Annotated in this window: 17 protein-coding genes; 6 read left to right on the top strand and 11 right to left on the bottom strand. The window is 73.3% G+C overall.

What is annotated here, in order from left to right; all coding sequences use genetic code 11:
* Positions 1-23 precede the first annotated feature (23 nt).
* The 3 genes from OG625_RS20820 to OG625_RS20810 form a co-directional block, all read right to left on the bottom strand.
* On the bottom strand, positions 24-533 hold the full coding sequence (locus tag OG625_RS20820; RefSeq protein WP_329383157.1) for a hypothetical protein: 510 nt from the start codon (positions 531-533) through the stop codon (positions 24-26).
* A 219-nt stretch (positions 534-752) separates the two neighbouring features.
* On the bottom strand, positions 753-1,820 hold the full coding sequence (locus OG625_RS20815; RefSeq protein ID WP_329383154.1) for a PucR family transcriptional regulator: 1,068 nt from the start codon (positions 1,818-1,820) through the stop codon (positions 753-755).
* A gap of 113 nt (positions 1,821-1,933) precedes the next feature.
* Positions 1,934-2,974 (bottom strand): M4 family metallopeptidase, encoded by a 1,041-nt coding sequence (locus OG625_RS20810; protein WP_329383152.1) that lies wholly within the window; start codon positions 2,972-2,974, stop codon positions 1,934-1,936.
* A gap of 240 nt (positions 2,975-3,214) precedes the next feature.
* On the opposite strand from OG625_RS20810, the gene OG625_RS20805 reads away from it, so the two are divergent.
* From OG625_RS20805 to OG625_RS20790, 4 genes are read left to right on the top strand one after another with little or no spacing between them, the layout of a single operon-like run.
* Entirely contained in the window at positions 3,215-3,844 is a 630-nt protein-coding gene (locus OG625_RS20805) for an RNA polymerase sigma factor (protein WP_329390824.1), read from the top strand.
* A complete protein-coding gene (locus tag OG625_RS20800) occupies positions 3,841-4,686 on the top strand; it encodes a hypothetical protein (RefSeq protein ID WP_329383150.1) in 846 nt (281 codons plus the stop codon). The genes OG625_RS20805 and OG625_RS20800 overlap by 4 nt, the downstream gene beginning before the upstream one ends.
* A 14-nt stretch (positions 4,687-4,700) precedes the next feature.
* Positions 4,701-5,243, top strand: coding sequence for a hypothetical protein (locus OG625_RS20795; protein ID WP_329383147.1), 543 nt, complete (start codon positions 4,701-4,703; stop codon positions 5,241-5,243).
* A 56-nt stretch (positions 5,244-5,299) separates the two neighbouring features.
* Positions 5,300-7,564: a bifunctional polysaccharide deacetylase/glycosyltransferase family 2 protein gene (locus OG625_RS20790; RefSeq protein WP_329383144.1), complete on the top strand. Its 2,265-nt coding sequence runs from the start codon at positions 5,300-5,302 to the stop codon at positions 7,562-7,564.
* Between the two features lie 29 nt (positions 7,565-7,593).
* Here the strand turns inward: OG625_RS20790 and OG625_RS20785 are convergent, their stop codons facing one another.
* From OG625_RS20785 to OG625_RS20770, 4 genes are read right to left on the bottom strand one after another with little or no spacing between them, the layout of a single operon-like run.
* Positions 7,594-8,109, bottom strand: a complete 516-nt coding sequence (locus OG625_RS20785; protein WP_329383142.1) for a DUF5956 family protein — start codon at positions 8,107-8,109, stop codon at positions 7,594-7,596.
* Between the two features lie 9 nt (positions 8,110-8,118).
* Positions 8,119-8,709 carry an HD domain-containing protein gene (locus OG625_RS20780; RefSeq protein ID WP_329383139.1) on the bottom strand — a complete coding sequence of 197 codons (591 nt, stop codon included), beginning with the start codon at positions 8,707-8,709 and terminating at the stop codon, positions 8,119-8,121.
* 6 nt (positions 8,710-8,715) lie between these two features.
* Positions 8,716-10,017, bottom strand: a complete 1,302-nt coding sequence (gene codA, locus OG625_RS20775) for a cytosine deaminase (protein WP_329383137.1) — start codon at positions 10,015-10,017, stop codon at positions 8,716-8,718.
* A 17-nt stretch (positions 10,018-10,034) separates the two neighbouring features.
* A complete protein-coding gene (locus OG625_RS20770; RefSeq protein WP_329383133.1) occupies positions 10,035-10,202 on the bottom strand; it encodes a hypothetical protein in 168 nt (55 codons plus the stop codon).
* Between the two features lie 87 nt (positions 10,203-10,289).
* On the opposite strand from OG625_RS20770, the gene OG625_RS20765 reads away from it, so the two are divergent.
* Together OG625_RS20765 and OG625_RS20760 are read left to right on the top strand one after the other, a co-directional pair.
* Positions 10,290-12,104: a S9 family peptidase gene (locus OG625_RS20765; protein ID WP_329383130.1), complete on the top strand. Its 1,815-nt coding sequence runs from the start codon at positions 10,290-10,292 to the stop codon at positions 12,102-12,104.
* Between the two features lie 44 nt (positions 12,105-12,148).
* Positions 12,149-12,943: an SURF1 family protein gene (locus OG625_RS20760; protein ID WP_329383127.1), complete on the top strand. Its 795-nt coding sequence runs from the start codon at positions 12,149-12,151 to the stop codon at positions 12,941-12,943.
* Between the two features lie 170 nt (positions 12,944-13,113).
* Here the strand turns inward: OG625_RS20760 and OG625_RS20755 are convergent, their stop codons facing one another.
* From OG625_RS20755 to OG625_RS20740, 4 genes are all read right to left on the bottom strand, one after another.
* Entirely contained in the window at positions 13,114-14,193 is a 1,080-nt protein-coding gene (locus OG625_RS20755) for a hypothetical protein (protein WP_329383125.1), read from the bottom strand.
* Positions 14,190-14,975 (bottom strand): SigE family RNA polymerase sigma factor, encoded by a 786-nt coding sequence (locus OG625_RS20750; RefSeq protein WP_443067743.1) that lies wholly within the window; start codon positions 14,973-14,975, stop codon positions 14,190-14,192. The genes OG625_RS20755 and OG625_RS20750 overlap by 4 nt, the downstream gene beginning before the upstream one ends.
* A 170-nt stretch (positions 14,976-15,145) precedes the next feature.
* Entirely contained in the window at positions 15,146-16,219 is a 1,074-nt protein-coding gene (locus OG625_RS20745) for an aspartate-semialdehyde dehydrogenase (RefSeq protein ID WP_329383122.1), read from the bottom strand.
* On the bottom strand, positions 16,216-17,490 hold the full coding sequence (locus OG625_RS20740) for an aspartate kinase (RefSeq protein ID WP_329383120.1): 1,275 nt from the start codon (positions 17,488-17,490) through the stop codon (positions 16,216-16,218). The genes OG625_RS20745 and OG625_RS20740 overlap by 4 nt, the downstream gene beginning before the upstream one ends.
* Positions 17,491-17,526 lie beyond the last annotated feature (36 nt).

The raw sequence follows: 17,526 nt of genomic DNA, 5'->3' as shown, positions 1-17,526 counted from the left end.
AGGACGAGTGAAGGAGAGTTTTCTCAGCGTTCGACGGCCCGGACGGCCACGGAGGTCGGCGACGGCGTCGCCGTCACCCACACCTCCGTGCCCCGGCCGACCGGCCCGTCGGCGGTCGCGGCGTACTTCACCGGCTGGCCGGCGAGCGTCAGCAGGACCTCGCCGTAGCCGCCGGCCGCGATGGCCGTGACCACGGTCCCGGTCGAGCCGAGCAGGTCTTCGTGGCGCGGGGCCGCCCCGCTGCGGTCCCGCAGCAGGGCTCGGCTGATCCGGTACGTCAGCCCGCCGGCCCCCGCCCCGGCCACGACCCCTGCGGCGGTCGCCGCTCCCGGCCCGAGCCCCGTGGACCCGAGCACGATCGCCCCCGTGAAACCGAGCATCGAGACGAAGCCCGCGACCACCGGAAGCGACAACCACCCGTCGAACAGTCCGTCCAGGGCGCCGTCGAAAACCCCCTCCAGCACCCCGTCGAACACCAGCGAGCCGACCAACAGGACGATCCCCGTAATGCCGAGGCCAAGAAACAAGCCCATGAGCACCTCCCCCGTCTGACCGGTGATCTCGCCGGACAGCGGCATCGTGCCACCGCGTGCGGGCGGCGCACATTGCCTGCCACCGGCAGTCTTTACGCGGATTTGATGCAGGTGGACCTCGCACCCCACCGGACGGCACGGCCGAAGGGGGCCGTGCCGCGGGCGCGTACTCATGCCGGGGCCCGGCAATGTGGGGCGGCGTGTCCGCCCGTGACCGCGCTACTTCGCGGTGGCCTGATCCGGCCAGCCCAGCAGACGGGCTCCGATCACCGCGGTCTGCAGGGCGTAGCGGTGCGCCGGGTCGGCGGGGTCGGCCCGGGTGAGGGTGTGGATGCGTTCCAGCCGGTACGTCAGCGCCCGTACGCTCAGCGAGAGCCGGCGGGCGGCCTCGGTGGCCACGCAGCCGCTGTCGAAGTAGGCGATGAGGGTGTCCAGCAGCGGACCGGCGCCGCCGCGGGCCCGGGTCAGGGGGCCGAGCATGCTCTCCACCAGGTCGGCCATGGCCTGCCGGTCGCGGGTCAGTACCGGGTAGACCAGCAGGTCGGCGGCGTGCAGGACCGGACCGTCCAGCTCCATCCGCTCCGCGAGGTCGAGGGCGTTGATGGCCTCCTCGTAGGAGTGGACGACCCCGCCGGCGCCCGAGTGGGCCCGGCCTATCGCGATCCGGCCGCCGTTGGTGACCGCGTACGCCTGCTCGGCGAAGTACGTCAGGACCTCGGGCTGATCGCCCGGCGCGACGCAGATCAGCCTGCCGTCCTTCGTCGCCAGGAGGAGGTGCCGGTTCCCGAAGCGGGCCAGGACCGCGGACTCGATGCGGCGGGCGACCGGGTAGCCGTCCCCGTACGGTTCCGGGCCCTCGGCCACGGCGACCGCGTGGGCCTGCGAGAGGCGCAGCCCGAAGCGCTCGGCGCGCTCGGCGAGGCGGCCCAGGTCGCTGCGGCCGTACAGCAGGTCGTCGATGAACTCGCGGCGGGCCGCCTCGTCCTGACGTATCGCCAGGCGCTGGGCCCGCTCGTACCCCTCGGCGAAGGCGTCCACGGCCTGCTCGACCACCGCCAGCAAGGAGCCCGTCGCGCCGGACGGCAGCTGCGGCTGGACCTCCTGCGCGGCGGCGAGATGCTCGCGTATGAGCCCGCGCAGGGGCAGTCCGGCTTCCGCCGCCCGCTCGCCCTGCGTGCGGCGGGCCGCCAGCTCGGTGCGGGTGAGCCGGCGGCCCGTGGCGCACGCGTCCAGCAGGATCTCGGCGTACCCCACCACATGGTTCTCCGGCGCTTCCCGGTCCGCCACGGCCGTCCCCCGATCCCGACGCGCCGCCGATGGGTCTTTGACGCGGGAACCAGGGTGACACGCCTCGACGCCGAAAGGCCAGGTCAGGGGCGAGCGGGGAACGCCAACGGCCTTTAGACGCCCGGGATCTGGCGGGCCTGGAACGCTCCGCGCACCGCGTCCGCCGCGCCGCTGCCGTACATCTGCTCGGCGGTCGCGATCGTCTTCAGCGCCGCGTCCGTGAAGCTCGTGTCGGGCGCGAAGCCGAACTGTGCGTTGACGATGATCCGGTCCGCGGTCCGGGCTCCGAGGGCGCCCCGGATGTCGAAGAGCGCGCGGGACCAGATCTGGCCGTCCGCGTGGACCTGGCCCACCCGATCCGCGTAGACCTTGGAACCGTCGATCCGGCGCAGGCAGTGCGGGGCCTCGCTGTACGGGACGGAGTCCCAGTCGGCCACGCACGCCTCGTCCGCCGTACGGACCCAGCCGTACCGGGCGACCGCCGCGGAGCCGACCTCCACGGCCAGGTAGTCACCGAAGGCCTCGCCGATCGCGCCGGCCTCCACGGAGGTGCCGAAGCCGGGCACCTGGGCCTCGTGGACCGCGTGCCCGTACTCGTGGACGATCACCTCGGCGTCCTCGGCGTCGTCGACCCCGCCCTTGCCGAAGCGGATCTCGTCCTTCTTGTCGGTGAAGAAGGAGTTGTCGGCGCCCCACTGGTTGATGCGGACGGGCTGGGCGCGGTCGTTGGCCCCGGGAAGCTCGGTGCCGAAGCCCAGGCCCTGCAGGTACTCCTGCGCCTCGTTGACCCAGAAGTAGGCCATGACCTGCTCGAACCGGTCGTCGTGGCGGTCGTACGAGGCTGCGGACGCGGTCTTCGCGGAGGCGCCGGTGTCCGACCTGACGTGGGCCCACTTCCCCGACAGCCCGCCGCTCGCGTCGAGGTTGCGCAGCGCGGCCGTCGCGTAAGCGGAAGCGGGCACGGCGCCGGCGGAGTCCTTCGCGTCGGCGAGCGTCTGGTCGCCGGAGGACTGGACGGGGTTGACCATGAACACGCGGCCCTGGGGGAAGGAGGCGGCCGGGGCGGCCGGGGAAGCCGAGGCGGGTGCGGCCAGGGCGAGAGCCACGGTGGCGGTGGCCGCGGCGATCAGGCCGCTGGGTATACGGCGAGGCATGAACATCCTCCTGCGAAGGGGGTGATGTGCCGCAAGAACGTGCGTGGCGGCGGTGCGGACGTGATCCTTGCTCAAGCGGACCGGCTTTGACCAGGCCTTGGCGCCCGGCTCCTCGCACGAACATCAGGTGATATCCGGCTCATCGGGTGAACTGCCGGATTCATCTGTCGCATCATGTCCCGCGTGCACAGTGCGGAGGAGTTCGGCGAGGCCGACAGCGAGGCAGGACGCCCGGGCGACATGTCCGGGGAGGTCAGAGCGGCACAACGGGGGGACGAGGCGGCCTTCCGGGCGCTCTTTCGGCAGGTGCAGCCCGGGCTGCTGCGCTATCTGACCGTGCTCGTCGGGGAGGAGGCCGAGGACGTCGCCTCCGAGACCTGGCTGCAGGTCGCCCGGGACCTGGGAACCTTCCACGGGGACTTCGACGGGTTCCGCGGCTGGGTGACGACCATCGCCCGCAACCGGGCGCTCGACCTGCTGCGCCGGCGCCGCCGCCGCCCGACGGCCGACCTGCCCGTCGAGTACCTGCTCGACCGGCGTGCGCCCGAGGACACCGAGTCGGCCGCGCTGGCCACCGTCGCCGCCGCGGACGCGCTCGCCCTCATAGCCCGGCTCCCCCGCGACCAGGGCGAGGCCGTGCTCCTGCGCGTGGTCATGGACCTGGACGCGGAGAGCGCGGCGCGCGTGCTCGGCAAGCGGGCCGGCGCTGTGCGCACGGCCGCGCACCGGGGCCTGCGCAAACTCGCCAAACTCCTCGAACAGCAGGAACAGCACAAAACCGGCCCCAGCGGCGCTCAGCAGCCGCTCGAAGGAAGTTTCGCCCCAGGAGTGACACCGCCGACCTCTCCGACGCTGAAGGATGCGAGATGAGCACCAACCGATCCCGCCGGATCGACCGCGACACCGCCGAGCAGCTGCTGGTCGGCTCCGGAGCCGGCGCAGCGCCCGGACACGACGCCCTCGCGGGACTGCTCGCCGCCGTGTCCGCTCCCGCGGACGACGAAGAACTGCCCGGCGAGCAGGCCGCCATGGCCGCGTTCCGGTCCGCCCGGCTCGGCCCGGTTTCCACCCCTGTGTCCGATGCCGTGTCCCCCGTGTCGACCCTTCGGAAGCGGAACGTGCTCACACCGGCGAGGCTCCTGGGCGCGAAGGTCGCGGCCGCCGTGGCCGCCGCCGCCCTCGGTGGCGTGGCCGTCGCCGCCGGGACCGGGCACCTGCCCGCCGCCCTGGGCGGCGGGCCCGCGAGCAGCGCCCCGGCTCCCACCGTTTCCGCTCCCGCCCTCAAGGCCGGGGAGCCGACCTCGCGGACGCTCGCCGGTTCGCCGGAGGAGGTGCCCGCCGATCTCGCCGAGCTCTGCCGCGCCCACGCCGCCGACGGTGGCGGCGCGCAGCCCTCCGGGGTGCTCGCCGAGAGCCGGTTCGCTCCGCTGGTCGCCGCGGCCGGGGGCCCCGCCGGCGTCCCGGCGTACTGCGCGCCCGTCGTGGGCGGCCCGGACGAGACCCCCGGCGGCTCGCCGACCCCGCGGCCGACGGACGGCAAGCGCGGCGCCTCCCCGAAGCCCGGGAAGAGCGACAAGCCCGAGGCGACCAAGCGACCCGAGGATCCGAAGCCGACCCGCTCCCCCGGCGGCCGCACGCCCGGGAAGCCGGACGCCGGCCCGACGCTGCCACCGCCCCGCGACGACGCCCCGACCACCCGCCACACCCCGTAGAGGCAGCCCCACCGATGCAACCACAGCCGGGTTACGCGGACGACGACACGCTGGAGCTCCCTCGGGTCCGGGTGGCCGCTCCCAGTGCGGCGGAAGCCGCCGAGCCGAGCCCGGTGTTCGTGGACTCGTCGGGGCGGCGCCAGCGCCGGGTCCGGCGCCTGGGGTGGCTGCTCGTCGTGCCCGCGGCCGCGTACGTGGTCCTCGTACTCAGCTCACTGTTCGGCGGGCCGACGCTCCGCTCGCCGTTCCTGCCCGCGCCCCGCGGAGCGGACGCCGCCCCGAGCAAGTCGCCCGCCGCCGAGCCGAGCCCCTCGGCCTCCGCCGCGCCGCGCCGCTCCGCCACCCCCACCGGCGCCGCCTCCCATACCCCCACCCCCGGCAAGCCCACGGCCGGGAACGAGTCCGGGAACGAGACCGGGAACGGATCCGGGACGGCCCCCACCGCCCAGCCCACCACGGGCGGGAACGGGGCCTCCCCGGGCGCCGGCTCGAACGGCCAGGGCAAGCCGACGGCCCCGCCCGGCCAAGGCGGCGGCAAACCCACCGCGAAGCCGTAGCCCCACCCCGCCCCGCTCCGATCCCCCTCCATCACAGGCAGGAAGCACTCCCTCCCGTGTCGAAGAACCGGCGCCGCCGCCTCCCCCGCGGGCGGCACAGCACGGTGCGCAACGTCCCCCTGCGCACCCACTGGCTGCTGCTGACCGCGCTCGTCGTCAGCCTCTCGGCGGCGCTGCTGCTACAGGGCTACGCCCACCACATGTTCGACACCACCGCCGACGGGGCGGCGCGCGAGTCCGGCTCCTCGGCCTCCGTGCCGGAGCAGATCCGCTCCGGCGGCCCGGTCGTCGAGGGGGCCGCCGGGCGAGTGGCAGGTCCCGGGCCCAAGACGATCGCCCTGACCTTCGACGACGGCCCCGACCCGGTCTGGACCCCGAAGATCCTCGACGTCCTGCGCCGCAACCAGGTGCCGGCCACCTTCTTCACCGTCGGCGCCCAGGTGTCCGCCCATCCCGAGCTGGCCCGCCGGATCGTCGAGGACGGCCACCAGATCGGCGTCCACACCTTCACCCACACCGACCTCGGCGCGGCCTCCGCGTGGCGGCGCTCCCTGGAGCTGCGCGAGAGCCAGCTCGTCATCGCCGGCGCCACCGGAGTGACCACCCCGCTGCTCCGGCCGCCCTACTCCTCGACCAACGAGGCCCTGAGCGACGCCGACTGGGACACCGTCGTACAGGCCGGTCAGGAGGGCTACCTCACCGTCCTCACCACCCAGGACAGCGAGGACTGGCGCCGCCCGGGCGTCGCGGAGATCGTCGCCAACTCCACCCCCCGGGGCACGGACGGCCAGATCCTGCTGATGCACGACGCGGGCGGCGACCGCTCGCAGACCGTCGCGGCGCTGGAGCAGCTCCTGCCCGACCTCAAGAAGGCGGGCTTCCGCTTCGCCACGGTCAGCGACGCGGTCGGCCTTCCGGCCCCCGTGAAGCCGGCCTCCACCATCGACGAGTGGCAGGGCCTGGCCCTGATCAACGCGCTGCGCGCCAGCGGCTGGGTGCTCGACGCGCTCGGCTGGCTGCTGTGGGCGGCGGGAGCCATCAGCGTGCTGCGCGCGATCGCCGTGTTCGTCGCCGCGCGCCGGCACGTCCGTACGCGCCGCAGGCCGTGGGGCAGGCCGGTCACCGAGCCGGTCAGCATCATCGTCCCCGCCTACAACGAGAGCGCCGGGATCGAGGCGGCCGTCCGCTCCCTGCTCGCCTCGGACCACCAGGTGGAGGTCATCGTCGTCGACGACGGCTCCACCGACGGCACCGCCGACATCGTCGAGGCCCTGGACCTGCCGGGCGTACGGGTCATCCGCCAGCAGAACGCCGGCAAGCCCGCGGCGCTCAACACCGGCATAGCCGCCGCCTCCTGCAACCTGCTCGTCATGGTGGACGGCGACACGGTCTTCGAACCGGACGCGGTCCGCATGATCGTCCAGCCCTTCGCCAACCGGCGGGTCGGAGCCGTCTCCGGCAACGCCAAGGTGGTCAACCGCGGCGGCCTGCTCGGGCGCTGGCAGCACATCGAGTACGTCGTCGGCTTCAACCTCGACCGGCGCCTCTTCGACCTCGCGGAGTGCATGCCCACGGTGCCGGGCGCGGTCGGCGCCTTCCGCCGGGAGGCGCTGCTGCGGGTCGGCGGGGTCAGCGACATCACCCTCGCCGAGGACACCGACCTCACCATGGCGCTGTGCCGCGACGGCTGGCGGGTGGTCTACGAGGAGCGGGCCGTCGCCTGGACCGAGGCTCCGGCCTCGCTCGGCGCGCTGTGGAAGCAGCGCTACCGCTGGTGCTACGGCACCCTGCAGGCCATGTGGAAGCACCGGGGCGCCCTCACCCAGCGGGGCCAGGCCGGCAAGCTGGGCCGCCGCGGACTGCTCTACCTGCTGATGTTCCAGGTGCTGCTGCCGCTGCTCGCGCCCGTCGTGGACATCTTCGCCGTCTTCGGCCTGATCTTCCTCGACCCGGTCCGCATCATCGGCCTGTGGTGCGCCTTCCTGTTCCTCCAGGTCCTGATGGGGCTGTACGCCTTCCACCTCGACAAGGAGCGGCCCGGACCGCTGTGGAGCCTGCCGCTCCAGCAGTTCGTCTACCGCCAGCTGATGTACCTGGTCGTCATCCAGTCGGTGTTCACCGCGATCGCCGGGTCGCGCCTGCACTGGCAGCGCATGGAACGCTACGGAAGCCTCCAGGTCCCCACCCCCGGCTCGGCACCGCAGCCCCCGCTGCCGCAGCCGCCCCCGTCGTACGAGCAGCCGCAGCCGGGTCCCGTACCCCCACCCGTCCAGCCGTGGCCCCAGGAGACCCACGACGTGGCACCCTGGCCGCCGCGCTGATCCTCGGCGGGCAGCCGCTCCCCGTCCGGTCAGCCGGCGTGCTCCTGCAAGGCGCCCAGTTCGGTGCGGACCAGGGTGAGGAACTCCGGGGAGGCGGTCCCGGGCTCCACCCCGCGTTCGGTGGCCAGGGCGTCGAGGTGGGCGAGGAGTTCGGCGACGGTACTGAAGGGGCCGACCGGGCGGAGCAGCCAGAGGCGGCCCGCGGGGCGGGGTGGCAGGCCGAGGGCGGTCAGGGCGGCGTCGGTCTCGGCGTCGAGGTCGTGCAGGTCGGCCTCGGGAAGCGGGACGGCCTCGACGCCGGTGATGTGGCCGTGGCCGTCCAGCGAGGTCTCCACCGCCCAGTGCGTGGAGCGGTCCGGGATCCAGGTGCGGGCGGCCGGCGGCCAGACGTACGGGAGGAACGCCCAGCGGAGCTCCTCCGGCGCGGGCTCCCAGCCGAGCACCTCCAGCTCCCGCATCTCGGGCAGCCGGTCCGGGTCCAGTTCGCTGCGTCCGGTGCGGCGCAGTGCGAGCGGGTGCGGTGTTCCGTCCTCGTCCCACGACATGCGGGCACGCTATCCGACGCGCTCCATGGGGTTGGAGAGGATGCGTCCCGCCGCGCCGCCCGCGACGTACGCGGCCGCCGCGCAGGCCGGCTTGCGGGCGGCCTGGTCCTCGACGAGGGCGAGGAAGGCCGCGCCGAAGCCGAGGCGGGGGCGGTCCTTCAGCAGGGCCCCGGTGAAGGCGGAGTCGAAGTCGGCGAGGCGCAGTCCCGAGACGTCGGCGCTGGTGCCGACCTGGAGGAGGTGGCTCTCGACGTCCTCGGCGGCGCTCACGTCGTCCCGCATGTGCAGCACGATCACTTCCTCGGCCCGGGCGCGGCGGGCCGGCGGCCAGCCCAGGCCGGCCGTCAGGACGCGGGCGACGTGGCCGCCGGCCTCCTCGAAGGGCAGGGTGTGGCTGTCGAAGGGCGCGGTCAGGCCCATGTCGTGGAGCAGGGCGCTGACGTAGAGGAGTTCCGCGTCGTACGCGAGGCCGTGGCGGTCCGCGTACGCGGCGCCGAAGGCGTAGGAGCGGACCGAGTGGTTCAGGAGGGCCGCGTCGGTGTACTCGGCGGCGATCTCGTAAGCGGCCCGGGCCGATGCGGTGTCAGGAGTCCACGTCATGGGGCGTCAGCGTAGGCGGCGGCTGAAGTCGACCTCCGACGGGGGCTCCCCCGGCCAGTTCAGCCGGGTGGGCGCCGGCGGGGTCTCGGCGAGGACGGTGCCCCGCGAGACGACGTAGCGGGGGCGGACCTGGCGGCGTACCGCCTCCTCGGGCGAGGGTGCCGGGAGCAGGACGAAGGAGGCGGGGGCGCCAGCCGTGATGCCGTACTCCGCCCCGGTCAGGCCGAGGACGCGGGCCGCACGGTCCGTCACCATCGAGAAGGCCAGCGGGATCTCGTCGGCTCCGGTGAGCTGGGCGGCGTACAGGCCGACGAGGGCGGTCTGCAGCGGGTTGGCGGTACCGAGCGCGTTCCAGGGGTCCATGACGTCGTCGTGGCCGAAGGCCACGTTGACCCCCGCCGCCAGCATCTCCTTGACCTGGGTGAGGCCGCGCCGCTTGGGGTAGGCGTCGAAACGCCCCTGGAGGTTGAGGTTGGCGAAGGGGTTGGCGACCAGGTTGATGCCGGAACGGGCCAGCAGGCGCTGGAGTTTGAAGCTGTACGCGCCGTTGTAGGAGCCCATGGCCGTGGTGTGGGAGGCCGTGGCGCGTTCGCGCAGGCCCGAGCGGAGCGCCAGGGTGGCCAGCACCTCCACGAAGCGGGACTGCTCGTCGTCGATCTCGTCGCAGTGCGCGTCCACCCGCAGCCCGTGCTCCTCGGCCAGCGCGAACGCCTTCGTCAGCGAGGCCACCCCGTCCTCGCGGGTGTCCTCGAAGTGCGGGATCGCGCCGACGACGTCCGCGCCGCGCACGACCGCCTCGCGCAGCAGCGCCTCGCCGTCCGGGAAGGAGACGATGCCCTCCTGCGGGAACGCGACGATCTGCAGGGTCATGAATTCCCGTACCCGGTCGCGCACTTCGAGGAGCGCGTCGAGCGCCGTGAGGGTGGGGTCGGTGATGTCGCAGTGGGTGCGTACGTGCAGCACGCCCTGCGCCGCCTGCCAGCGCAGCACCTCGGCGGCGCGCGCGATGACGTCCTCGCGGGTCAGGGTCCGCTTGCGCTCGCTCCAGCAGGCGATGCCCTCCCAGAGGGTGCCGGAGGCGTTGGGGCGCGGTTCGCCCGCGGTCAGGGCCGTGTCGAGGTGGATGTGCGGCTCGACGAAGGGGGCGGTGAGGAGGCAGCCGTGGGCCTCGACGAGGGTGCCCGTGGCCGGTGGCTCCTTCTGGTCGTCGTACGGAACCACCCGTGCGATGCGGCCGTCCTCACCGACCTCGACGTCGGACAGGCCGTGTGCGTTCAGCAGCCGGGCGCCCCGGACGATCATCCGCATGGCGCCAGCGTACGGCGCTACCCGCGCTTGGCCTGAGCCTTCTGCTGCATGCCGCGCGTCTTCGCGGACAGCGACTGCACGTCCCTGACCGCGGCCTTGGCGCGGGCCTCGGCGGCCGTGTTCTTCGCGATCGCACGCTCGGAGTCCTGATGGCTGTGCGAGCCGGTGCGAGCCTTCTTCGCCATGATCGTTCCTCCTTCGGGTACGGCATCCACTCTGCGCCCGAATGGAGCAGTCGGCATCCCGGGAGCCGGGGCGGCCACAATGGGCGCATGACCAGCGACAGCGAGATCACCCCCGAGATGCCCGACTGGGAGAAGCGCTTCCGGGCACCGCGCGTCGGCCTGCCCGACTGGGCGGAGGACGCCCCGGACCGGTCGCTCTTCGTGTCCAACGCGACCGGAACCTTCGAGCTCTACGCCTGGGACCGCGCCACCGGCGTACAGCGCCAGGCCACCGACCGCCCCAACGGCACCACCGACGGCACGCTCTCCCCCGACGGCGAGTGGATCTGGTGGTTCTCCGACACCGACGGCGACGAGTTCGGCACCTGGGTCCGCCAGCCCTTCGCGGGCGGCCCCGACGAGCCCGCCACCCCCGGCCTGGAGCCCTCCTACCCCGCCGGGCTGGCCATCGGCCGCGACGGGACGGCGGTCGTCGGCCGCTCCACCGACGAGGACGGCTCGACCATCCACGTGGTCCGCCCGGACGCCGCCGAGCCCGCCGTGATCTACCGGCACCGGGAGTCGGCGGGCGTGGGCGACCTCTCCTACGACGGGACGCTGGTCGCCGTCGAGCACACCGAGCACGGGGACGCGATGCACTCCGCGCTGCGCGTGCTCACCCTCGACGGAACCACGGTCGCCGAGCTGGACGACTCACGTGGCGGGACCGAGGAGCTCGGCCTGGAGGTCCTCGGATTCGCCCCGGTCGCGGGCGACACCCGGCTGCTCGTCGGCCACCAGCGGCGCGGGCGCTGGGAGCCGATGATCTGGGACGTGGCCACGGGCACCGAGGAGGAGCTGGCGATCGACCTGCCGGGCGACGTCGGCGCCGAGTGGTACCCGGACGGTTCCGCGCTGCTGGTCGAGCACGGCTTCGAGGCGCGCAGCGAGCTGTGGCGCTACGACCTGGCCGCGCGGGACCTCGTACGCGTGGACACGCCGCAGGGCACGGTCTCGGGGGCGACGGCCCGGCCCGACGGGACGGTGGAGTACCTGTGGTCCTCGGCCGCCGAGCCCTCGTCTGTACGGTCCACCGCGGGCGGGGTCGTGCTCGATCCGCCCGGCTTCCGGCCACCCGGCTCGGTGCCGGTGGAGGACGTGTGGGTGGAGGGCCCGGGCGGGCGGATCCACGCGCTCGTGCAGCGGCCGGCCGGGCAGGGCGACGGCCACGAGGGCCCCTTCCCGACGATCTTCGAGATCCACGGCGGGCCGACCTGGCACGACAGCGACGCCTTCGCGGCGACCCCGGCGGCCTGGCTGGACCACGGCTTCGCGGTGGTCCGCGTCAACTACCGGGGCTCCACCGGCTACGGCCGGGAGTGGACGGACGCCCTCAAGCACCGGGTCGGCCTCATCGAGCTGGAGGACATCACGGCGGTCCGCGAGTGGGCGGTCTCCTCCGGCCTCGCGGACCCGGCGCGGCTCGTCCTGTCGGGCGGTTCCTGGGGCGGGTACCTGACGCTGCTGGGGCTGGGCACGCAGCCGGACGCCTGGGCCGTGGGCCTGGCCGCGGTGCCGGTCGCCGACTACGTGACGGCGTACCACGACGAGATGGAGGCGCTGAAGGCGCTGGACCGCACCCTCCTTTGGGGCACCCCGGAGGAGGTCCCGGACCGCTTCGAGGCCTCCTCGCCGCTGACGTACGTGGACGCGGTGAAGGCGCCCGTGCACATCGCTGCGGGCGTCAACGACCCGCGCTGCCCGATCCGGCAGATCGACAACTACGTCGACCGGCTGGCGGCGCGCGGGGCCGTCCACGAGGTGTACCGCTACGACGCCGGGCACGGCTCGCTGGTGGTGGAGGAGCGGATCAAGCAGGTCCGGATGGACCTGGAGTTCGCGCTGAAGCACCTGCCCCGCTAGGGGGCGGCCGGTGCCGGCCGGTGCGCCCCCCGTACGGTGGTGGGGTGCACCGGTTTCTCCTGACCCCGCGCTGGTGGGGGATCAACGTCTTCGTCGCGCTCGCCGTTCCCTTCTGCCTGTTCATGGGGTCCTGGCAGCTCGGCCGCTTCGAGGACCGCGTCGACACCCACCGGGAGGCGAGCGCCGAGCGCCCCGCCGACCAGGTGGCCGCGCCGCTGGACTCGCTGCTGCCGGTGTCCACGAAGACCTCCGGGCGGATGGCCTCCGCCTCCGGGGAGTACGCGGAGCAGCTGCTGGTCCCCGAGCGGCGGCAGGGCGGCGCCTCCGGCTTCTACGTGCTGACCCTGCTGAAGACCGACTCCGGCAAGACCGTCCCGGTCGTCCGGGGCTGGCTGCCGGGGGCGGCGGACCCGGCGAAGGCGCCGGCCGCGCCTACGGGCCGGGTCGAGGTCACCGGGGCCCTGCAGGCCTCGGAGAGCTCCAGCAGCAAGGGCGTCCACTCGTCGGGCGGGCTGCCGGCCGGGCAGCTGGGCGTCATCGGTGCGGCCTCGCTGGTCAACATCGTCCCGTACGACCTGTACGACGCGTGGCTGACGGTGCAGACGCCGGCGGACGGCCTGGTGCCGGTGCCGGTGCAGGCGCCGGTCAACACCGGGCTCGACCTGAAGGCCTTCCAGAACCTCGGGTACACCGGCGAGTGGTTCGTCTTCGTGGCCTTCGTGCTGTTCATGTGGTTCCGGCTGTACCGGCGCGAGATCGAGACGCTGCGGGACGCCGAGGCGGGGCTTGTGCCCGTGGCCTCGCCGGCCGAGGCAGCGGTGGCGGCCCAGCGGGGCTGAGCCCGCGACCCACGAGCCGGCTTGTCGGCTGCGGCGCCGCTGCCGGGGCTCCGCCCCGGACCCTCCCCCAGACTCCGTCCGGGGGGACCCCCACTCCTCAATCGCCGGAGGGGCTGGATTTCGCCGGGGCCTGGAGGCCCGAAACCACACCGCCGAGCGCCCCGCAGGGGTTACGGCTTCGGGGCTTCGACCGGGATCGGGCCCGTGCGGTAGACCGTGCCGCCGCAGGCCTGGGGGATGGTCGCCTCCGTCGTCGGGGAGCCCGTCTGCGGGGTGTGGGAGACCGAGACCCCTGCCGGGGCGGGCGGCGGTGTGGCGCCCGTCTGCTCCTCTACGGGGGCATCCGTGCCATCCGGCACCGTGGCCGCGTCGACCGGGGGCTTCCCGCCGCCCGAGGTGGCCTCCGTACAGGGCTCCCCCGACGGCACCCACGCGAAGCGGACCTCGTACGCCGTGTTCGGGGACAGCATCAGCACCGGAGCCTGCGCCGGCGGGTCCGGCAGCAGTCCGCTCGCCGGGTCCCCCGCCGTGTGGCCGACCACCGGGACCGCCGAGCCCTGGCTCGTGGCGAGGCCGGCCGCCGTCACGGTGTCCGGGCCGGTGACGGCGCAGCCGTGCGCCGAGACGTTGGTGATCTTGAAGCTGCCGTACACCTTGCCGTCGGCCTCCGGGGCGCGGGCCGAGCCCACCACTCCCAGCTGTGCGGCCCCGCACCCCGGTACGCCCGGCGCGGCCACCGGCGGCAGCGGGCCGGGGCCCACGACCACACCGCCCGTGCCGGCGGATCCGGCCGAGGCGGCGCCACCCGACGGGCCCGCCGTGACCCCGCCCGACGCGGCACCGGCCGTGGATTCCGGGAGCCCGATGACGCCGCCCGCGACCGGACCGCTCCCGGCGGAGCGGCTGGACCGCGGGGTGGCCCCGGAGCCGTTCTGGTGCGGATCGGAGGGGTTCGCGCCCGGCTTGTCGCCGGAGGCGGCGCCGTGCCCGGCCATCGTCGAGTGGTCGGGGGAGGTGCCCTCGCCGGCCGTCAGGTGCAGGGCCGCCGGGATCGCGGCCCCGGCGAGGAGCGCGACCGCCGCCGCGCCGATGACGACCTGGCGCCGCAGGACCCGGCGCGCGGGGACCGCGTACCGCAGTCGCTCCAGCGCCCCCTCGGAGGGCTCCAGGCCCTCGACGGCGCCGTGCAGCAGACCCCGCAGGGCCTGTTCCTCGCTCGCGCCACCCGGCACGGTGTGGTCGTCCATCATGACTGCGCAGCCTCCATTGCCACCCGCAGCGCGGCAATGCCCCGCGATCCGTACGCCTTCACCGAGCCGAGGGACACCCCGAGCGTCTCGGCGACCTGGGCTTCCGTCATGTCCGCGAAGTACCGCAACACCAGCACCTCGCGCTGGCGGCGCTGAAGTCCGCGCATCGCCTTGATCAAATCGTCCCGCTCCAGCTGGTCGTACGCGCCCTCTTCGGCGCTCGCCATGTCCGGCATCGGCTTCGAGAGCAGCTTGAGGCCGAGGATGCGCCGGCGCAGGGCGGACCGCGAGAGGTTCACGACGGTCTGGCGCAGGTATGCCAGGGTCTTGTCCCGGTCGCGCACCCGGTTCCGGGCCGAGTGCACGCGGATGAACGCCTCCTGGACCACGTCCTCACAGGAGGCGGTGTCGTCGAGGAGCAGCGCGGCGAGGCCGAGCAGCGAGCGGTAGTGCGCCTGGTAGGTCTCGGTGAGGTGGTCGACGGTGGTGCCGGCCACCACGACCTTCTCGGCCGTCTCGGCCGTCTCTCCTGTGCCGCCGCTCTCTACGCCGCCCGGCTCAGCGCTTTCGCGCGGCGCGGGCACGCGGCCGTTCCGGGTCGGTACGCCGGCCAGTACGGGCGCCTCGGAGGGCCCGGCCGGCGGGACGGGAACGATCACGGGGACCCCGGCATGGGGCCTGACGGGCAGGGCGGGCAGGGCGGGCATGAGGAAGCCCTGGCGCGACGGGATGATCCCGGTACGCACCGGTCGGACGACTGGTTCGAGGAGTGCCTCTGCCACGCCTGTAGGACACGCGTCCCCCCATCAGGGTTGTACGCGCGAGGCTGCCGGCCCGGCGAAATCCCAATTGCCCTCATGCGTACCCGATCTTCCCGATTGCCCTGTCTTATCGAGACGGCAGTCGGGCCATCACCTTGATCAAGGGATCAGCACCGATCCTACAAAGCGAATTACGCAAATTCACCTGCGATCAGTTCCGCGATCTGAGTGGCATTCAGAGCGGCGCCCTTGCGGAGATTGTCGGCGCACACGAAGAACTCCAGCGAGTGCCGGTCGTCGAGCGAGGCCCGCACCCGTCCCACCCAGGCAGGATCCGTCCCGGCGGCGTCCACCGGGGTCGGGAACTCCCCCGCCTCGGGGTCGTCGACGAGCACCACTCCGGGCGCGGCATCCAGGATCTCCCGCGCGTGCGCGGCGTCCACCCGGTTCTCGAACCGGGCCCGTACCGTCAGCGAATTCCCGGTCAGCACCGGTACCTGTACGCAGGTCACGGCGACCGGGAGCTGCTCCAGCTGCAGGATCCGGCGGGTCTGCGCCCGTACGGCCAGCTCGTGCGAGGACCAGCCGCCCTCGCGCAGCTCGCCGGACCACGGCACGACGTTGAGGGCCAGCGGCGCCGCGAAGGGGCCGGTGTCCTCGCCCACGGCACGGCGTACGTCCCCGGGCTGCTCGCCCAGGGAGGTGCCCGCGACCAGCGACAGCTGGCGGCGCAGCGTCTCGGCGCCGGCCCGGCCGGCGGCGCTCGCGGCCTGGTACGTGGAGACGGCCAGGTCGGTGAGGGAGTACTCGGCGTGCAGCGCGCCGAGGGAGGCGATCATCGCGGCGGTGACGGTGTCCGGGGCGGCCACGATCCCGCGCGGCCGGATCCGTACCGCGTGGGCGTTGATCTCGGGCACCACCAGCGGCACCTCGGGATCCTCCCGGAAGGCGTCGGACTGGTCCACGACGACGGTGCCGCGCGCGGCCACCACGGGGGCCCAGCGCGCCGAGATGTCGGCCGGGGTGAGGAACAGCGCGACGTCGCCCACACCGAAGCCATCGAAGGCGTCCTCGGTGAGGGCGAACACCTCGGTCTCCTCCGCGCGGACGGCCAGCATGCGGCCGGCCGAGCGCGCGGAGGCGATCAGGCGGATCTCGCCCCAGACGTCCGTCCGCAGGGACAGCATCTGGAGCAGGACGGTGCCGACCGCTCCGGTCGCCCCGACCACGGCGAGCGCCGGGGCGGAGGACCGGGCGCCGGTCATCGTCCGGTGCCTCCGTAGACGACGGCTTCGTCACTGTCGGAGTCGAGGCCGAAGGCCGTGTGCACGGCGCGGACGGCCTCGTTGACGTCGTCCTGGCGGGTCACGACCGAGATGCGGATCTCGGAGGTCGAGATCAGCTCGATGTTGACGCCCGCGTCGGACAGCGCCTGGAAGAAGGAGGCGGTGACGCCCGGGTTCGTCTTCATGCCCGCGCCGACCAGGGAGATCTTGCCGATCTGGTCGTCGTAGCGCAGGGAGTCGAACCCGATCTGGCCCTTCGCCTTCTCCAGGGCGTCGATGGCCTTGTGGCCCTCGGCCTTGGGGAGCGTGAAGGAGATGTCCGTGAGGCCCGTCGAGGCCGCGGACACGTTCTGCACGATCATGTCGATGTTGATCTCGGCATCCGCGATGGCGCGGAAGATCGCCGCGGCCTCACCCGGCTTGTCCGGGACGCCGACGACCGTGATCTTGGCTTCGGAGACGTCGTGAGCGACTCCGGAGATGATGGCGTGCTCCACCTGCTCGTCCCCTTGCGGCTGTTCGTTGCTGACCCAGGTTCCGCGCAGTCCGGAGAAGGACGAGCGGACGTGGATCGGGATGTTGTATCGGCGTGCGTACTCGACGCAGCGGTGGAGCAGCACCTTGGAACCGGAAGCGGCGAGCTCCAGCATGTCCTCGGAGGAGATCCAGTCGATCTTCTTGGCCTTCTTCACGACGCGGGGGTCCGCGGTGAAGACGCCGTCGACGTCGGTGTAGATCTCGCACACCTCGGCGTCCAGCGCCGCGGCGAGCGCCACGGCGGTGGTGTCCGAGCCGCCGCGGCCCAGGGTGGTGATGTCCTTGGAGTCCGCGGACACGCCCTGGAAACCGGCGACGATGGCGATGTTGCCCTCGTCCAGCGCGGTGCGGATACGGCCCGGCGTGACATCGATGATGCGCGCTTTGTTGTGGACCGAGTCGGTGATGACGCCTGCCTGGCTACCGGTGAACGACTGGGCCTCGTGGCCCAGGTTTTTGATCGCCATGGCCAGCAGGGCCATGGAGATCCGCTCTCCGGCGGTCAGCAGCATGTCGAATTCGCGCCCGGCAGGCATCGGGGATACCTGCTCGGCGAGATCGATCAGCTCGTCCGTCGTGTCGCCCATCGCGGACACCACGACGACCACTTGGTGGCCGTTCTTCTTGGCATCCACGATCCGCTTGGCGACGCGCTTGATGCCTTCGGCATCGGCTACGGAGGAGCCTCCGTACTTCTGCACGACAAGGCCCACGTGCGCTCCTCGCTCAGTCCGTCTCAATTTGCTGGT

Source organism: Streptomyces sp. NBC_01351 (assembly GCF_036237315.1).
Taxonomy (GTDB): domain Bacteria; phylum Actinomycetota; class Actinomycetes; order Streptomycetales; family Streptomycetaceae; genus Streptomyces.
The sequence above is the reverse complement of the archived record's forward strand: the minus strand, read 5'-3'. Positions and strand labels throughout refer to the sequence as shown.

What these genes read in the sequence shown, in the direction of transcription:
- OG625_RS20820 (WP_329383157.1), bottom strand. Translation starts at nt 533, where the DNA reads ATGGGCTTGTTTCTTGGCCTCGGCATTACGGGGATCGTCCTGTTGGTC.
- OG625_RS20810 (WP_329383152.1), bottom strand. Translation starts at nt 2,974, where the DNA reads ATGCCTCGCCGTATACCCAGCGGCCTGATCGCCGCGGCCACCGCCACC.
- OG625_RS20805 (WP_329390824.1), top strand. Translation starts at nt 3,215, where the DNA reads ATGTCCGGGGAGGTCAGAGCGGCACAACGGGGGGACGAGGCGGCCTTC.
- OG625_RS20800 (WP_329383150.1), top strand. Translation starts at nt 3,841, where the DNA reads ATGAGCACCAACCGATCCCGCCGGATCGACCGCGACACCGCCGAGCAG.
- OG625_RS20795 (WP_329383147.1), top strand. Translation starts at nt 4,701, where the DNA reads ATGCAACCACAGCCGGGTTACGCGGACGACGACACGCTGGAGCTCCCT.
- OG625_RS20785 (WP_329383142.1), bottom strand. Translation starts at nt 8,109, where the DNA reads ATGTCGTGGGACGAGGACGGAACACCGCACCCGCTCGCACTGCGCCGC.
- OG625_RS20780 (WP_329383139.1), bottom strand. Translation starts at nt 8,709, where the DNA reads ATGACGTGGACTCCTGACACCGCATCGGCCCGGGCCGCTTACGAGATC.
- codA (WP_329383137.1), bottom strand. Translation starts at nt 10,017, where the DNA reads ATGCGGATGATCGTCCGGGGCGCCCGGCTGCTGAACGCACACGGCCTG.
- OG625_RS20770 (WP_329383133.1), bottom strand. Translation starts at nt 10,202, where the DNA reads ATGGCGAAGAAGGCTCGCACCGGCTCGCACAGCCATCAGGACTCCGAG.
- OG625_RS20765 (WP_329383130.1), top strand. Translation starts at nt 10,290, where the DNA reads ATGACCAGCGACAGCGAGATCACCCCCGAGATGCCCGACTGGGAGAAG.
- OG625_RS20755 (WP_329383125.1), bottom strand. Translation starts at nt 14,193, where the DNA reads ATGATGGACGACCACACCGTGCCGGGTGGCGCGAGCGAGGAACAGGCC.
- OG625_RS20745 (WP_329383122.1), bottom strand. Translation starts at nt 16,219, where the DNA reads ATGACCGGCGCCCGGTCCTCCGCCCCGGCGCTCGCCGTGGTCGGGGCG.